Below are 13,799 nucleotides of genomic sequence, written 5' to 3'. Positions count from 1 at the left end.
TTCTGTCTGACCGAGGACCAGCGCCGTTTTTACGTTGGCGATAATAGTGACAGCGGATCGATCGGCGAGGGGCCGTCACAAAAGACGGAGGGATCAAAGCAGCATTTCAACACCGTCTACCGAGTCAAAGTGCTTCCCGCATGGAGGCACGTTCAACGATTTCGGTTTTCAGAACGACCTTGCGGACCGTCTGACCTTTGCCATTTAGCCGGTCGACCAGCAACCTGGCCGCCGTCGCACCGAGATCGTAGACGGGTTGGCGCACGACGGTCACGGGAGGCGTTGTTACAGACGTCCAATCCGCATCATGGAACGATACCAGCGACAGGTCGTCCGGGATGCTAAGCCCCAGTTGACGGTGAACCTTGAACACCTCCAGGCCGATTATACTGTCCGATGCAATGATTGCCGTCGGACGCTGCGCCGACTGGAGCATTTCGGTAACGATGCGATGCGTCTCTTGCTGCGTGACGGCACCGACCCGTACCCAGCTTTCCATGTTGGTCAGACCAGCCTCACTGCACGCACCAAGATACCCTTCGATGCGTCGCCTGACCGAACCGGTACTGATGTCGTCTGCACTGCGGAACCGCTGATCCGGCGTGTCGCAGGCGGTTAAATAGGCGATGCGGCGGTGGCCGAGCGCAATCAGCCGGCGTGTAATATTCTCGGCAGCATGCCGGTCGTCGGCAATAACGGTGTCGACATCGAGCGTGTCGCTTCCACGATCGAGCAACGCGAGCGGCAGCCCCGAGCGAATAACCTCATGCAGATGCTCGACATCGTTTTCCTTGGCCGGCGAGACGATGAGACCGTCGACACGCTTGGCAAGCAGAGTGCGGATGGCCGCTCTTTCCGCAACGACGTCTTCACCCGAGTTAGTGAGGATGACGGTGAAGCCTGCCTGCCGGGCAATATCCGTGATGCCTCGCACGGCAAGGCTAAAAAAGGGGTTTTCAATATCTCCCACCACGACGCCGATGGTGCCTGAACGACCTGTCGTCATGCTGCGAGCAAGCTCATTGGGGCGATAATCGAGCGACTGAGCCGCTGCCAGGACCGCCTCTCTCACCCGGTCGCTGACGGTTCCGTAGCCACCCAGTACGCGTGCAGCCGTTGCCTTTGAGACGCCGGCTTGGCGTGCGACGTCAGCGACTGTCACGGAAGGAGTTTTAGGTGGGATCTTGTCCATAAGCGGTAGCCTTACAAGAGAACTTGACGACTGGCAAATGCGAAGATAACAATTGCCAATATCCAAAGAGACCGGTCTCTTTCTAATTGAGACCGGTCTCAAACATAAAAAGACTTCCGACATGCGAACTGCGTGGGCCGGGTAGGTGACATCATACGCCGACCGGGTGGGACCCGTGCGCCTTGAATTTATCGCAGACAACGACACCAGAGGAGAAGAAAACAATGCAATTTACCCAAGCCTTAACATCCGCCTTCGCAAAAATTCGCTCGACCACGGCCGCGATCACACTCAGTGTCCTTGCAGGCGCGGCGACGCCCGCACTTGCCGACAATCCGCTTGGCCTCATCGATCCCGCCACCATCAGTGTCGGCACGATGGGCGATGCCAAGCCGTATGCCTTCACCACCGCCGACGGCAACTTTACCGGTTTCGACATAGAGTTGTTCCTCAACGTAGCCGAACGTCTTGGGTTCAAGAAGGAACAGGTGGTGTTCACCGGCCAGGAATTCTCGGCCCTGATGCCCTCTGTCGCCAACGGCCGCTTCGATGTTGCGGCCGCTGCGATCGGCACGACTGCCAAGCGCAAGGAGACCATTGATTTCTCTGATGGTTATCTTGCAGGTTTCTTGAGCGTCCTCACTTCGGAGCCAGGCATCACCGATGCAGCGGGTCTCAAAGGCAAGCGTCTCGGTGTGGTGCAGGGTACACTTCAGGAAATCTATGCCGAGAAGAATTTTGCCGGCACCGATCTCGTGAAGTTCCCGGATAACAATTCTGCCGTTTCCGCACTCAACAACGGGACGGTCGATGCACATTTCCTCGATTTCGAGGCTGCAAAGGACTATTCCGCCCGTTATCCGGCGCTAAAAGTCGCAGTCAACATTCCGAGCTTCGACGCGCCCGCCGGCTTCGTCATCCGCAAGGGTAACGATGCGCTGCGCGAGGCGCTTAACAAGGGCCTGAAAGAGGCCATGCAGGACGGCACCTGGAAAAAGCTGCACGAAAAATGGTTCCCCGGCACGCCGATGCCGCAGGCATATCTTCCCAAGCAGTGATGCCACCTTCCGGTCCGGCCTTTACCGGTCGGACCGGCCTTTCTTTCAAGGGATATCCTGATGAACTGGCTTGAAAACCTGCGCCGTAGCTTCCTCGACTGGAATGCCATGGCCGAAGTGCTGCCGACCATGATCACCGTTGGTCTCAAGAATACGCTGATCCTGGCTGCGACCTCGACTGTGCTTGGCGTCGCCATCGGCATGATGCTCGCGATCATGGGCATTTCCCGCTCGCCCTGGCTGCGCATTCCCGCTCGTCTTTATACCGATATTTTCCGCGGCCTGCCGGCCATCGTCACAATTCTCCTCATTGGCCAGGGTTTTGCCCGCATTGGCCGCGAGCTCTTCGGTCCATCGCCTTATCCGCTCGGCATTCTGGCACTCAGCCTGATTGCCGGTGCCTATATCGGCGAGATTTTCCGCTCTGGTATCCAGAGCGTCGACCGTGGGCAGATGGAGGCCTGCCGGGCATTGTCGATGAGCTATGGCCAGGGCATGCGCCTTATCGTCGTGCCGCAAGGCGTGCGCCGCGTTCTGCCGGCCCTCGTCAACCAGTTCATCGGCAACGTCAAGGATTCGAGCCTGGTCTATTTCCTCGGGCTTCTGGCCTCAGAGCGTGAGATCTTTCGCGTGGGCCAGGACCAGGCGGTGGTGACCGGCAATCTGTCACCGCTCCTGCTGGCAGGCGTATTTTATCTCGTCGTTACCGTGCCGCTTACCCATGTCGTCAATGCGATCGACAATCGTCTGCGGGTTGGCAAGCAGCGCCCCGCCGTCCTCACCAGCGGACTGGAGGAAGTCAGTGAACTCGACAGTGCAGCTCGCGCGACTGGCGTCTCGTTCAAGGGCGGCAGCCTTGATGTGCGCCGTCTCGGCATGGCCTATGGCGATCTTGATGTGCTGAGGGGTGTCGATCTTTTAGTCAAGCCAGGCAGCGTCACCTGCATCATCGGCCCGTCCGGATCCGGAAAATCGACTTTGCTGCGTGGGCTCAACCGTCTGGTCGAGCCGAAGAGCGGCGATATTCTTATCGATGGCGAAAGCATTCTCGCAATGAAGCCGGAAACGCTGCGCCGCCGGGTCGGCATGGTATTCCAGCATTTCAACCTCTTTCCCGACCACACGGCGCTGGAAAACGTCATGCTGTCGCTTACGAAGATCAAGGGCCTGCCCGCAGCCGAGGCCGAGCGCATTGCCAAGGCAAGGCTTGCCGATGTCGGCCTTGCGAGCCGCCAGCACCACCGTCCGGGCGGTCTTTCCGGCGGGCAGCAGCAGCGCGTTGCCATTGCCCGTGCGCTTGCCATGGAACCGGAGGTTATCCTCTTCGACGAGGTGACGAGTGCGCTCGATCCGGAATTGGTCAAGGGCGTGCTCAACCTCATGGCTGAGCTCGGCACGCGTGGCATGACCATGGTCGTCGTCACGCATGAAATGGGATTTGCCCGCCGGGTGGCCGATCAGGTCGTCTTTATGGACGAGGGGCGCGTCGTTGAAGCCGGCACGCCAGAGGCAATATTCGACAACCCGCAAAGCCCGCGTCTCCAGCGCTTCCTAGCGGAAGTGCTCTGAGCGCCGGGAGGAGAAACCAATGACACAAACGATACGATGGGGTGTGCTCGGTTGCGCAGGCATTGCTGCCAAGGCGGTCATTCCCGCCATCCAGTCCAGCCGCCTGGGGCGCGTTGCGGCAATCGCCTCGCGCGATGCCGCGAAGGCGAAGGAGATGGCGGCCCGCTTCGGCATCGCCAAGGCCTATGGCAGCTACGAGGAACTGCTTGCCGATCCGGAAATAGACGCAATTTACAACCCTTTGCCCAATCATCTGCACGTGCCACTGACGATAAAGGCACTGGCGCAGGGCAAACCCGTACTCTGCGAGAAACCGATCGCGCTTGATGCCGAGCAGGCGAGGGAACTGGCAGCGGCACAAAAGGCGGCGGGCCTGCCGGTCGCGGAAGCCTTCATGGTGCGCCACCATCCGCAATGGAAAAAGGCGCGCGCGTTGATTGACGAGGGGCGCCTCGGCGAGGTGAGGGCCATCCAGACGATCTTTTCCTATTATCTCGACGACCCCGGGAATGTACGCAACCAGGCTGATATTGGCGGCGGCGGTCTGTTCGACGTTGGTTGTTACGCCATCAACACGGCGCGGTTCCTGTTCGACGCGGAACCGGTACGGGCGATCGCCCTCATGGAGCGCGATCCCGTCTTCGGCACGGACCGGCTGACGAGCGGGCTGCTGGCGTTTCCAGAGGGAAGGCAGCTTGCCTTCACCTGTTCCACACAACTCTCCCTCACGCAGAAGGTCACGGTGCTTGGAACGCGCGGGCGTCTGGAAATCCCCATTCCCTTCAATGCACCGGCTGATGAGCCGACCATTCTTGTCTTTGATGATGGTCGCGATCTTGCCGGCGGCGGCCGCGAGGAGATCGCGATCGGGCCTGTCGACCAGTATCGCGAACAGGCCGATGCATTCGCCGAGGCTGTCCTCTCCGGCGGACCACTCGAGACGGGGCTTGGCGACGCAATCGCGAATATGACGGCGATTGACGCGCTGTTCCGCTCCGCAGCCAGCGGTCGCTGGGAGATCCCCGATGCCTTACCCCCATCCGTATGACAATTGATTGAAAGCCAATTCCATGACCGACAACACCATCTCTTCGGCCGTCATCATCGGCGCCGGTATCTTCGGCGTTTCCACTGGCGTACAGCTTGCGCGGCGCGGCATTAAGGTGACGATCCTCAATGACGGGCCGCCGGCCAATGGTGCCTCCGGCCGCTCGCTGTCCTGGCTGAACTCGGCACGCATGCGCTCTGAGCCCTATCATCGGCTGCGTATGGCCGGCATCGACCGGTATCGCACACTCGCGGCGCAGAATCCCGGCGCAGAATGGCTTCGCTTTGATGGCGGGTTGACCTGGGACGCGGATGACGAGCGCAACGAGATCGACGCGGCCTATCGCCACGAAGTTTCGCTTGCCTATGATGCGCAGCGCCTTTCAGCAGCCGAAGTCGCCCGCGTCGTGCCCGGTGTCGACGCCGGCGCAATCACTCCACAGGGCGCAATCTACAATCCCGGCGAAGGCTGGGTCGATTTGCCGACGCTGATTGGTGTGCTGCTTGAGGAGTTTTTCGCACTCGGTGGCGTTCTGGTAACGGACCAAGGTGCTGCACGGGTGGTGATCGAGGGTGGTCGTGTCATTGGCGCGCAAACTGCAAATGCTGTTCTCCATCGGGCGGATGCCGTCGTGCTTGCCACCGGTCCTGCCGTCCCGAAGATGGCTGCGGAAAGCGGACAGACCATTGCCGACGGGACACCGATCGCCCTTCTCGTGCAGACGAGACCGCTCGCCCATCCCCTGCGCGCTGTTCTCAATACACCGCGCGTCGCCGTTCGCCCGGCGCCGGGCCGCACATTCTCCCTGGATGCCGACTGGGCGGCCGATGAGGGTGTGACAGTGCGTGCAGACGGCAGCTATGATATCGACGATAGCGTTGTTTCAGAGCTTTTGGTTGAGGCTGCGCGGGTGATGGAAGGCAATCCGAAACTCGAGGTGGCTTCCATCGACGTTGGTGGCAAACCGATCCCCGGCGATGGCGAGCCGGTGATTGGAGCCATCAAGAGTATTTCCGGTTACTACGTGGCCTTCAGCCACAGCGGTGCTACACTCGGCCTCATCGTGGGCGAGCTGCTCGCGTTCGAGGTTGCGACAGGCACCGAACATCCCATGCTCGCAACCTTCCGACCTGAGCGTTTCCCCTTGAATTGAGCAATGTGAGGCAGATATCGCCAAAATGAGCCGGCCGCCGCCGCGGCCGGCATTTTTTTATTGATATGGAAACGCCCGTCCGGTCTCTCACATGAGGCTAATGCCCTTGTCGGCTGCACGGACCCTGGAGAAAACCTAGGGTTCAGAGATACAATCAGACCGTTGCCACGCATAGAAAAACCGGCACCACGCGGGCAGGAGTTGGCACCCTGCGTCCCGACGCGCCGCACAACCTAAAGGTGACTTTGCATTATTTGAAAACTAATCGTTGACGCGACGACTTCAGTCCGTTATACATACATCATCGATCTTTTGCTTGCCGAGCTTTGTCTACCGCGCGATTGGCACCGCGCTTTAAGCGAACTTCCATTTCAAAAATAGTCGGTTTCCTCGCTGCGCAGCATCAGCTTCGCGGTCCTACACTCTATGCTTTGAAAGGGTTCAACATGACCACTGGCACAGTAAAATGGTTTAATTCCACCAAAGGCTTCGGCTTCATCCAGCCCGACAATGGCGGCGCTGATGCGTTCGTTCATATCTCCGCTGTCGAGCGCGCCGGAATGCGCGAGCTCGTTGAAGGCCAGAAGATCGGCTTCGAACTCGAGCGCGACAACAAGTCGGGCAAGATGTCTGCTACCAATCTGCAGGCCGCATAAATCAAGATTTGCTTCCCTTTGACCACGGATGTACTGGCACTGTCGGAAGCTGCTTCATTAAGGTCAGGCGTTTTGCCTGGCCTTTTTCGTTTCGGTTTCAAGCCGAACCAATTGAGATTGCAAGAGCAGAAAAACAAAGTGGATCCGGCTCGCAGACGACGATCTGCTTCACCGGCATCCAGATGTTATTTTCTGTCAAAAGCAACCTTGCGGTAGTGTCGGAATACGGCGCCCACGCCCCGTAGACCGAATGGCTGCCAGCGGCACGTCTTGCCAAGAAGGCAGGGCCACTGCTCCATCAGTCTGGTCATAAAACGCGCCAAAACGCGATGATCTCTCTTCCACTCATTATCAGGATATCCATGAAGAACGCCCGAAACAATGACGTCGCCGACCGTCGCGCCGCATCTACCGAAGCCAAAGCTGCTCTGCTCAATGCGTACCGCGCGGCAAAGACCGCTTTAGAACCTTCCAGGCTGGCAAGACAGGCAGAACGAGCAGCCATTGCCACAGCTCGAGAAGAGCGACGTCTTCAACGCGAGCGCACGAAGCTTGAGGAACAGCAGCGTATCGAGACCGACGCTTTGGAGCGCCAGGCAGCGATTGAGGCGGTCGCAGTCGCAGAAATCGAAGCGCGGGAGAGTGCCGAAAAGGCACGTATAGCCCGGGTCATTGAAGATGAGACGATGCGAAAGGCTGAACGCGACCGGCGCTACGCTAACCGCAAGGCAAGACAAGCCTAACCTTGCGCTTGCACGCCGACCCCACAACATGACGGCGTCATGCTGGTGACACTCTAACGAAAGCATCCCCATGGCACCGGATAATAACGAGCTCCAGGCAATCAACACGTCGTGGCAAATCGCTATCCAGGAAATCCTGCGCATGGTCATTCGCGACATGTACCATGACGGTGGAGAAGCGAATTTCAAGGCCCATATAAAACGTATTGAAGAAGCTGCGGTCGACAGCATCCACTCCGATCTTCGACTTCGAGGAACCGACGAGTGGACTGAAGTGCTTGTAAAGGAACGGGCGAGCAACTTCGTGACGACATTGCTGACGTCCTTCACTTACGACCGTGCCTGACCCCTGGACATCGGTTTCAACGAGGAACTGAGCCGATTTCCAAGGAGAAGTGCGCCACCTTCGAGTACGATTTTCTGATCAGGGTTTGGTTGAGGGATTGGCTTTTTCTCCCTTCTCTGTGCCAGGGTGGCCGAGCTGGCCTTAAAGCTGAAACTGACGTGCCCGGTATTCCACACCAGTGGATCGAGCTCTCGGCTCCGTGAGAGCTAACAGTTTATTCAATCACGGCCTGTTCGATCATTTTGCCCATGCGGATCTGAACGCGACTGGTGGCCGGCCCTCGCAACTCGCCGCACTATCAGCGAGCATTGAGGCAACGCAGCGAGCCACTTGCCTCGACCAATAGACCAAGTGGAAAGACGTTAGCGTCGAGTGACGCGTCAACGACCTGTTCAAGGCTATCTGCCAGGGCGCGTGGACAAATCGCTGACAGCATGCGGACCTACCGGGTGTTTTAAAAGCAATGCTTGTCCCACGGTCGCGGCATGACGGTTATCTGCTAACCGCATTAGCCGCTATGCGACTAAGAACGCGGTTACTTGATCGGCCAAGCCAGCGAGAAAAGTGTGTCGATCTGGATGAGGTTCCGGGACATTTGGTGGCAATTCGTCCATGTATGTGAAATGGCCGGCATCGGGATCAACTTGGAGCGACACAGATGCCTGGGCGGTTAGAACATCCATGAGAAAACGAGACTGGGCCGGGGGCGTGATTGTGTCCTTGGCTCCCACCCAGATTTTCATCGGCATCTTGATACGGTCAAGCGCACCTGGTCGGCGGAAGAAGTCCGTTGGCGGAGCCAAGACGGCCAGTCGCTCGAGGCGTGGCGTGGAGCCTGTAATCAGTTGCTGCCCATCAAGGGTTTCGCCCTCGGCACCTTGAAGGGCGAGCATGGCCGTAGCTCCAATGGAATGCCCGATACCCACGATGGGGAGATTGCTGGAGGTGCAATCGTCTATAGATGCTTCGAGCCTGCGGATGCGCATGTCCAACTCGGCCTTGGTCGGGGCGATTGAGGTCAGCATTTCAAAGTGTGGTGCGATGACCGTGCAATTCCCGTTAGCCAAGGTCTGCAGCAAATGACGGTGGCGTGACGGATTACCGCCACGACCGACTGCGAACAAAGCAACGCACTTTGGGTTCTTGGCCTCAACCCGAGTAATGGTAATGGATTCCAACTCATTGGATACGATGTCGATATTGGATTCAATTTCCATATTTTCTCTCAATCATCAGAATAAGTTTATCATCGTCTTCCGCGATAAACGAAGCCAACGTATCTCATTCATTGAAGTCCTGACCAGTCAGCGATTCAACGTTGCTTTTTGGAGGCCGTTTGAACCAGAGCGACTTCATCGAAACAGATTGGTGCATTCTGATGGGTCTGTAAACGCTGGTGCCCCAGGAGAAAAAAGAGCGGGCGCGGCCCGCTCCCGTCCAAGGGTTTAGACCTGGGCTTGGCCACCATCGGCAAACAGTTCGGCGCCGTTTACGAAGCTCGCATCGTCGGAGGCGAGGAAGAGGGTCGCCTTGGCGATTTCGTCGGGCTAACCGATCGACGCCGTCGAGACTGGAGATCGAGTTCTCATCGTCGGAAATGGCTTGACCTCCGCCGATGTGGTTGCATCGCTCAAGAGAAGGGGCCATGTTGGCCAGATAACGTCTTTCTCTCGCAGAGGCTTGCGGTCTCGCGGCCATGGCCCTGTCGGGCAGGAGCCTTTCGGCGATTTCCTGTCTGAACCGTTCACCTCTGAAAGCGAGTTGCTCCATAAGGTTCGCCACACGCTGCGAGAAGCAGAGGAACGGGGAATGACGTGGCATAGCGTCGTGGATGCGCTGAGGGCGCAGGGGAGGGACATATGGGAAAATCTGCCTGTCATTGAGAGACGGCGCGTTGCCCGACACTTGCGGCCGGTCTGGGATGTTCATCGCTTTCGCATCGCTCCGCAGGTGGAAGCTGCTGTGGAGCAACTGATCGCAAGCGGCCGAATGAATGTTCGGGCTGCCTCGCTCACTTGCATACCGCGGATTGGTGCCGGCTACAGGGCAATGCTTCGACCCCAGCGCACTAGCCTTCTCGAAGCGCTCGATGTCGACGCGATCGTCGTTACCACGGGCCCGGCGCATGGCGGCATCCTTCAAAGCCAAGCCATGCTTCGAGAACTGGAGCAGGGTGGCCTGTTGCAACCCTGCTCGACCGGACTTGGCATCTTGGTCGATGCCAAGTCTAATCCCGTATCGGCTTCAGGCGAAAGCACGACTTCACTCTTTATTGCCGGTCCGCTTGCGCGCGGCACTTTCGGAGAACTGCCGCAGGTTACCAAGCATGCAATCTTCGTCGCGCAGCGTATTCGCGACCTGATCGATGAATATAGGATTTCGCATCTCACGGACCAGGCGGTGGAAGGCTTACGGCCTGCTGTTTTTTGAATACATTTCTTCCACTCTTTGAGAAAGCCTGGGACGATAATTCCCTTCAAATTCGCCACGCTTTGCGAGGCCCCCGGGACGGTGTACGGTGAAAGCGGACAATTGAGCTCCTGGCTCAGGGGGAGCTCGCCCCCTGCTGCCAGCGCACTGCCTTACGGGAGATGAGACCATGTTCACGCACATCATGATCGGAAGTAATGATCTGGAGCGGTCAAGAAACTTCTACGACGCCACGTTCGCTGCATTGGGCGGCAGACCCGGCGAGATGGATGCGAGAGGCAGACTGATTTATGTTCACGAAGGCGGACGGCTGATGATCACGAAACCGATCGACGGCAAGGCGGCGACCGTTGCCAATGGCGGGACAATCGGAATCGCCGCCCTGAGCCGCGAGCATGTTTTGGCGTGGCACGACGCCGGTGTTATGCACGGCGGCACATCGATCGAGAACCCGCCGAATGAGCGCCCGAACGGGGCCTTCGTCGCTTATCTTCGTGATCCGGACGGACATAAACTGAGCGCACGGTCTCAGCCGACAAAGTAACGCAGTGCCAATAGCGCTGGTATTCTCACAGCGGTGTGGGTTGGTCTTTCTGCATAACTTTTGTAGCCGGATCCACCACATTAATCGCAACATTACGCTCAATATCCACGCATCTTGGAACCTACCATCGGCGGATTAAGGCGGGCAAAGCCCTCCTGACGATGATAGGGGAAATGCGGATATGGCGGCGTCAAGACGCTCGCATTGTCCAGGAGAGCAATCTGATCATCGGTGAGATGCCAACCGACCGCTCCGAGGTTTTGCCGGAGCTGCTCTTCGTTTCGCGCTCCCATGATAATGGAAGATACCGTGGGCCGGCCTGTAAGCCAGTTGAGCGCCACTTGCGCAACTGTTTTGTCGAGTTGTCTTGCGACGTCTTCAAGGGCATCGACGACGCGGTAGAGATTCTCCTCATCGACCGGAGGACCAAAGCTTGCGGTTTCGTGAAGACGACTGCTCTCCGGCAGGGGAGCGCCGCGCCTGATCTTTCCCGTGAGCCTCCCCCAGCCAAGCGGACTCCAGACGAGTGCTCCAAGGCCTTGATCCATACCCAGTGGCATCAGATCCCACTCGTAGTCTCGGCCGAGAAGGGAATAGTACACCTGATTGGCAATGTAGCGAGGCCATCCGTACGCGTCGGCAACCGCCAGCGACTTCATGATTTCCCATCCCGAAAAGTTCGAGATGCCGACATAGCGGACCTTTCCCGCACGAACGAGCATATCGAGGGTCGACAAGACTTCTTCGACGGGTGTCCGGGCGTCGTAGGCATGAAGTTGCAGAATGTCTATATAGTCCGTCCGAAGCCGGCGAAGTGCGTCTTCGACCGATCTGATCAAGCGAAACCTGGAGGAACCAGCATCGTTCGGCCCTTCTCCCATAGGCAGGCTGGTCTTCGTCGATATCAGCACGGTCTCGCGACGATCTTCCAGCGCTGCACCCAGCACCTCCTCCGATGCACCGTTCGAGTAGACATCTGCGGTATCGAACAGATTAACGCCCGCTTCGACGCAGATATCGATAAGTCGCCTTGCCTCGGAGACATCGGTCGTGCCCCACGCACTGAAAAGGGGACCTGCCCCTCCAAACGTGCCTGCACCAAAGCTCAGGACCGAGACTTTGAGGCCTGATCGGCCAAGAGAACGATATTCCATCTGGTCTTCCTTTCTTGAGAAATGGAAGCGACTTGCGCCACCTGATGGGGAAGAGATAGGAGATCCGGCTTTCGTGATATAGATTGCGGGTGGGAACAACATTTGTGAAATCAGGGACCAGATGGCTCGAGCGGAAGTCAATCGATCCGGAGAAATGGAAGTCTTCGTGCAGGTTGTCGAGCGCGGTGGCTTCTCGTCAGCTGCTCGCAGCGTCGGAATGACGCCGTCGGCGGTGAGCAAACTGGTCGCGAGACTGGAGGCGCGGCTGGGTACCCGTCTCATCAATCGCTCGACACGCGTGTTCAAGTTGACTTCGGAAGGCTGCGTCTTTTTCGAGCGCGCTACGCGTATCCTGGCAGACATCGAAGATGCCGAGCGGATCGCCAGTGCGGGTGAGGTGCCCAGTGGCCGCCTCCGCCTGAGCACCAGCGCCTCCTATGCCACCCATGTCCTCGCCGGCATACTCCCGGAATTCCTGGAGCGATATCCTGCGATTACCGTCGATATCGTACAAAGCGACCTTGTCGTCGATCTGCTTGAGGAGCGAGTGGACGTTGCAGTTCGAGCAGGCCCGCTTAAAAGTTCGAGCCTCGTCGCGCGTAGGCTTGGCGATACTGCAATGACGATCGTCGCTGCTCCCTCCTATGTCGACCGGCGTGGCCTTCCCCGGACTATCGAGGAGCTTGAAAGGCATGACAGGCTGGGCCTTGGTTACACCCGCTCGATGGATGGCTGGCCGTTAATATCGGAAGGCGCGACGATTTTTGCCCCAGTCGTCGCCCGTGTCCAGGCCAATGACGGCGAGGCGCTGCGCCAACTGGTACTCGCTGGAAATGGAATTGCCCGTCTCGCCAACTTCACGATACGCGATGATTTGAGGGCCGGCCGACTGGTGCCGGTGCTCGACGAGTATAATCCTGGGGACCGGGAGGAGTTTCATGCCATTCATATAGGGCAGGGTGGCCCGCTGCCTTCCAGAGTGCGCGCTCTTCTTGATTTCCTGGCCAAGCAAGGCAAAGTTACATAGCAGAGAAACCCGCCTATCGGGGAGGATACCCTCGCCCGAACTCGAGTCGACGTCTCGCGTTAGGTTTCAAGCACCGACATGTCTGTCCCGCGCCACTGAGTTGTTCCTGCCGGGGATGGAAAGCTCCCTTGGCGTTCGCCGTGCAGTCTAGTAGAGCAGGTATCACGATATTGACGAGCCACACCGGGTCAAACATATACGCCAGAACTGGCGGATCGACCTCCAAAAAAAGCGATTTAAACCGTATGAAACACAAGTCGCTCTATATTTGGCTGCTGATGCTAGCTGTCCCTGTGTCGGTTCTGATAGCAGCTCAAGTCGATACAAGTTCTAAACCATCAATTGGCGGGGGAGGCTACGACCTTGGTCCGTTTGTGTATTCCTGGTTATTGATAATTTTCACGGCACTCTGGTCTCTGTGCGCTTTTGTGGCAGCGCTGCTTAAGAAAGGTCGAGCTTCCTCTTTTCGCGCTTTCGGCCTGGCAGGCTTTGGTGTTCTCGTCTTCACTGTAATGATGCTTTTTTACGGAGAAAACCTTTCATAACTGCTCGTCCTGAAAGCGCCTCGATGGTCTGGATCGGGAGAATGCCCCAGGGTGACGACTTATAGAACCACCCACCGTTTGCACCTGCGCGTATCGCTTAGATCAAGTGAGGATCGAAAAAACATCGCCTTTTGGACAAACTAAGTTCCATAATATATGTTATGCGATTATCGTATGTAGCCGCAAAGTTAAAGTGTCCTGTTTCTGCAAAGTTGGAATGTCACACTCCCCGGATCTGAATGATACCGGGGAGATTGCGGATGGGATTGATCACGATGAGCGAGCGCGATTTGCAGCGGATCGAGGTTTTGTCGAAAGTCGTTGATGGCCGCAT

14 protein-coding genes and 1 pseudogene are annotated in these 13,799 nt (G+C 57.7%); 11 read left to right on the top strand and 4 right to left on the bottom strand.

Annotated elements, in window-relative coordinates:
• Positions 1 to 124 precede the first annotated feature (124 nt).
• On the bottom strand, positions 125 to 1,192 hold the full coding sequence (locus tag ACQZ63_RS24165) for a LacI family DNA-binding transcriptional regulator (RefSeq protein WP_173998034.1): 1,068 nt from the start codon (positions 1,190 to 1,192) through the stop codon (positions 125 to 127).
• 224 nt (positions 1,193 to 1,416) lie between these two features.
• Here ACQZ63_RS24165 and ACQZ63_RS24160 point away from each other — a divergent pair, with 224 nt between their 5' ends.
• The 7 genes from ACQZ63_RS24160 (at position 1,417) to ACQZ63_RS24130 (ending at position 7,765) form a co-directional block, all read left to right on the top strand.
• Positions 1,417 to 2,250: an ABC transporter substrate-binding protein gene (locus tag ACQZ63_RS24160; RefSeq protein ID WP_065658948.1), complete on the top strand. Its 834-nt coding sequence runs from the start codon at positions 1,417 to 1,419 to the stop codon at positions 2,248 to 2,250.
• Between the two features lie 60 nt (positions 2,251 to 2,310).
• Complete coding sequence (locus tag ACQZ63_RS24155) at positions 2,311 to 3,819, top strand: amino acid ABC transporter permease/ATP-binding protein (protein ID WP_112179262.1); 1,509 nt, start codon at positions 2,311 to 2,313, stop codon at positions 3,817 to 3,819.
• Between the two features lie 19 nt (positions 3,820 to 3,838).
• Positions 3,839 to 4,867 carry a Gfo/Idh/MocA family protein gene (locus tag ACQZ63_RS24150; protein WP_112179260.1) on the top strand — a complete coding sequence of 343 codons (1,029 nt, stop codon included), beginning with the start codon at positions 3,839 to 3,841 and terminating at the stop codon, positions 4,865 to 4,867.
• 22 nt (positions 4,868 to 4,889) lie between these two features.
• Complete coding sequence (locus ACQZ63_RS24145) at positions 4,890 to 6,020, top strand: NAD(P)/FAD-dependent oxidoreductase (protein WP_112179258.1); 1,131 nt, start codon at positions 4,890 to 4,892, stop codon at positions 6,018 to 6,020.
• A 446-nt stretch (positions 6,021 to 6,466) separates the two neighbouring features.
• Positions 6,467 to 6,676 carry a cold-shock protein gene (locus tag ACQZ63_RS24140; RefSeq protein ID WP_003519318.1) on the top strand — a complete coding sequence of 70 codons (210 nt, stop codon included), beginning with the start codon at positions 6,467 to 6,469 and terminating at the stop codon, positions 6,674 to 6,676.
• A gap of 362 nt (positions 6,677 to 7,038) precedes the next feature.
• Positions 7,039 to 7,419 carry a DUF6481 family protein gene (locus ACQZ63_RS24135; protein ID WP_003519316.1) on the top strand — a complete coding sequence of 127 codons (381 nt, stop codon included), beginning with the start codon at positions 7,039 to 7,041 and terminating at the stop codon, positions 7,417 to 7,419.
• Positions 7,420 to 7,489: 70 nt separating this feature from the next.
• Complete coding sequence (locus ACQZ63_RS24130; RefSeq protein WP_003519315.1) at positions 7,490 to 7,765, top strand: hypothetical protein; 276 nt, start codon at positions 7,490 to 7,492, stop codon at positions 7,763 to 7,765.
• 515 nt (positions 7,766 to 8,280) lie between these two features.
• Here ACQZ63_RS24130 and ACQZ63_RS24125 read toward each other — a convergent pair.
• Complete coding sequence (locus tag ACQZ63_RS24125; protein WP_112179256.1) at positions 8,281 to 8,982, bottom strand: alpha/beta hydrolase; 702 nt, start codon at positions 8,980 to 8,982, stop codon at positions 8,281 to 8,283.
• Positions 8,983 to 9,210: 228 nt separating this feature from the next.
• Positions 9,211 to 9,309 (bottom strand): annotated as a pseudogene (locus ACQZ63_RS24120) (SDR family oxidoreductase); the annotation flags it as partial.
• Positions 9,310 to 9,574: 265 nt separating this feature from the next.
• Here ACQZ63_RS24120 and ACQZ63_RS24115 point away from each other — a divergent pair.
• A complete protein-coding gene (locus ACQZ63_RS24115; RefSeq protein WP_236776476.1) occupies positions 9,575 to 10,195 on the top strand; it encodes an FAD/NAD(P)-binding protein in 621 nt (206 codons plus the stop codon).
• Positions 10,196 to 10,364: 169 nt separating this feature from the next.
• Positions 10,365 to 10,739: a VOC family protein gene (locus tag ACQZ63_RS24110; RefSeq protein ID WP_111790369.1), complete on the top strand. Its 375-nt coding sequence runs from the start codon at positions 10,365 to 10,367 to the stop codon at positions 10,737 to 10,739.
• Positions 10,740 to 10,837: 98 nt separating this feature from the next.
• Here the strand turns inward: ACQZ63_RS24110 and ACQZ63_RS24105 are convergent, their stop codons facing one another.
• Positions 10,838 to 11,893 carry an aldo/keto reductase gene (locus tag ACQZ63_RS24105; protein WP_112179253.1) on the bottom strand — a complete coding sequence of 352 codons (1,056 nt, stop codon included), beginning with the start codon at positions 11,891 to 11,893 and terminating at the stop codon, positions 10,838 to 10,840.
• Between the two features lie 121 nt (positions 11,894 to 12,014).
• On the opposite strand from ACQZ63_RS24105, the gene ACQZ63_RS24100 reads away from it, so the two are divergent.
• Both ACQZ63_RS24100 and ACQZ63_RS24095 read left to right on the top strand, forming a co-directional pair.
• A complete protein-coding gene (locus tag ACQZ63_RS24100) occupies positions 12,015 to 12,920 on the top strand; it encodes a LysR family transcriptional regulator (protein WP_076845683.1) in 906 nt (301 codons plus the stop codon).
• A 128-nt stretch (positions 12,921 to 13,048) separates the two neighbouring features.
• Entirely contained in the window at positions 13,049 to 13,465 is a 417-nt protein-coding gene (locus tag ACQZ63_RS24095) for a hypothetical protein (protein WP_236776475.1), read from the top strand.
• Positions 13,466 to 13,799: the final 334 nt, after the last annotated feature.

The organism is Agrobacterium sp. CG160-95, from assembly GCF_053521725.1.
Note: the sequence above shows the minus strand (reverse complement) of the source record. Positions and strands in the feature narration are given on the sequence as shown.

Excerpts from the sequence above, each read along its gene's own strand:
- ACQZ63_RS24165 (WP_173998034.1), bottom strand. The coding sequence starts at position 1,192 with ATGGACAAGATCCCACCTAAAACTCCTTCCGTGACAGTCGCTGACGTC.
- ACQZ63_RS24160 (WP_065658948.1), top strand. The coding sequence starts at position 1,417 with ATGCAATTTACCCAAGCCTTAACATCCGCCTTCGCAAAAATTCGCTCG.
- ACQZ63_RS24155 (WP_112179262.1), top strand. The coding sequence starts at position 2,311 with ATGAACTGGCTTGAAAACCTGCGCCGTAGCTTCCTCGACTGGAATGCC.
- ACQZ63_RS24150 (WP_112179260.1), top strand. The coding sequence starts at position 3,839 with ATGACACAAACGATACGATGGGGTGTGCTCGGTTGCGCAGGCATTGCT.
- ACQZ63_RS24145 (WP_112179258.1), top strand. The coding sequence starts at position 4,890 with ATGACCGACAACACCATCTCTTCGGCCGTCATCATCGGCGCCGGTATC.
- ACQZ63_RS24140 (WP_003519318.1), top strand. The coding sequence starts at position 6,467 with ATGACCACTGGCACAGTAAAATGGTTTAATTCCACCAAAGGCTTCGGC.
- ACQZ63_RS24135 (WP_003519316.1), top strand. The coding sequence starts at position 7,039 with ATGAAGAACGCCCGAAACAATGACGTCGCCGACCGTCGCGCCGCATCT.
- ACQZ63_RS24130 (WP_003519315.1), top strand. The coding sequence starts at position 7,490 with ATGGCACCGGATAATAACGAGCTCCAGGCAATCAACACGTCGTGGCAA.
- ACQZ63_RS24125 (WP_112179256.1), bottom strand. The coding sequence starts at position 8,982 with ATGGAAATTGAATCCAATATCGACATCGTATCCAATGAGTTGGAATCC.
- ACQZ63_RS24115 (WP_236776476.1), top strand. The coding sequence starts at position 9,575 with ATGACGTGGCATAGCGTCGTGGATGCGCTGAGGGCGCAGGGGAGGGAC.
- ACQZ63_RS24110 (WP_111790369.1), top strand. The coding sequence starts at position 10,365 with ATGTTCACGCACATCATGATCGGAAGTAATGATCTGGAGCGGTCAAGA.
- ACQZ63_RS24105 (WP_112179253.1), bottom strand. The coding sequence starts at position 11,893 with ATGGAATATCGTTCTCTTGGCCGATCAGGCCTCAAAGTCTCGGTCCTG.
- ACQZ63_RS24100 (WP_076845683.1), top strand. The coding sequence starts at position 12,015 with ATGGCTCGAGCGGAAGTCAATCGATCCGGAGAAATGGAAGTCTTCGTG.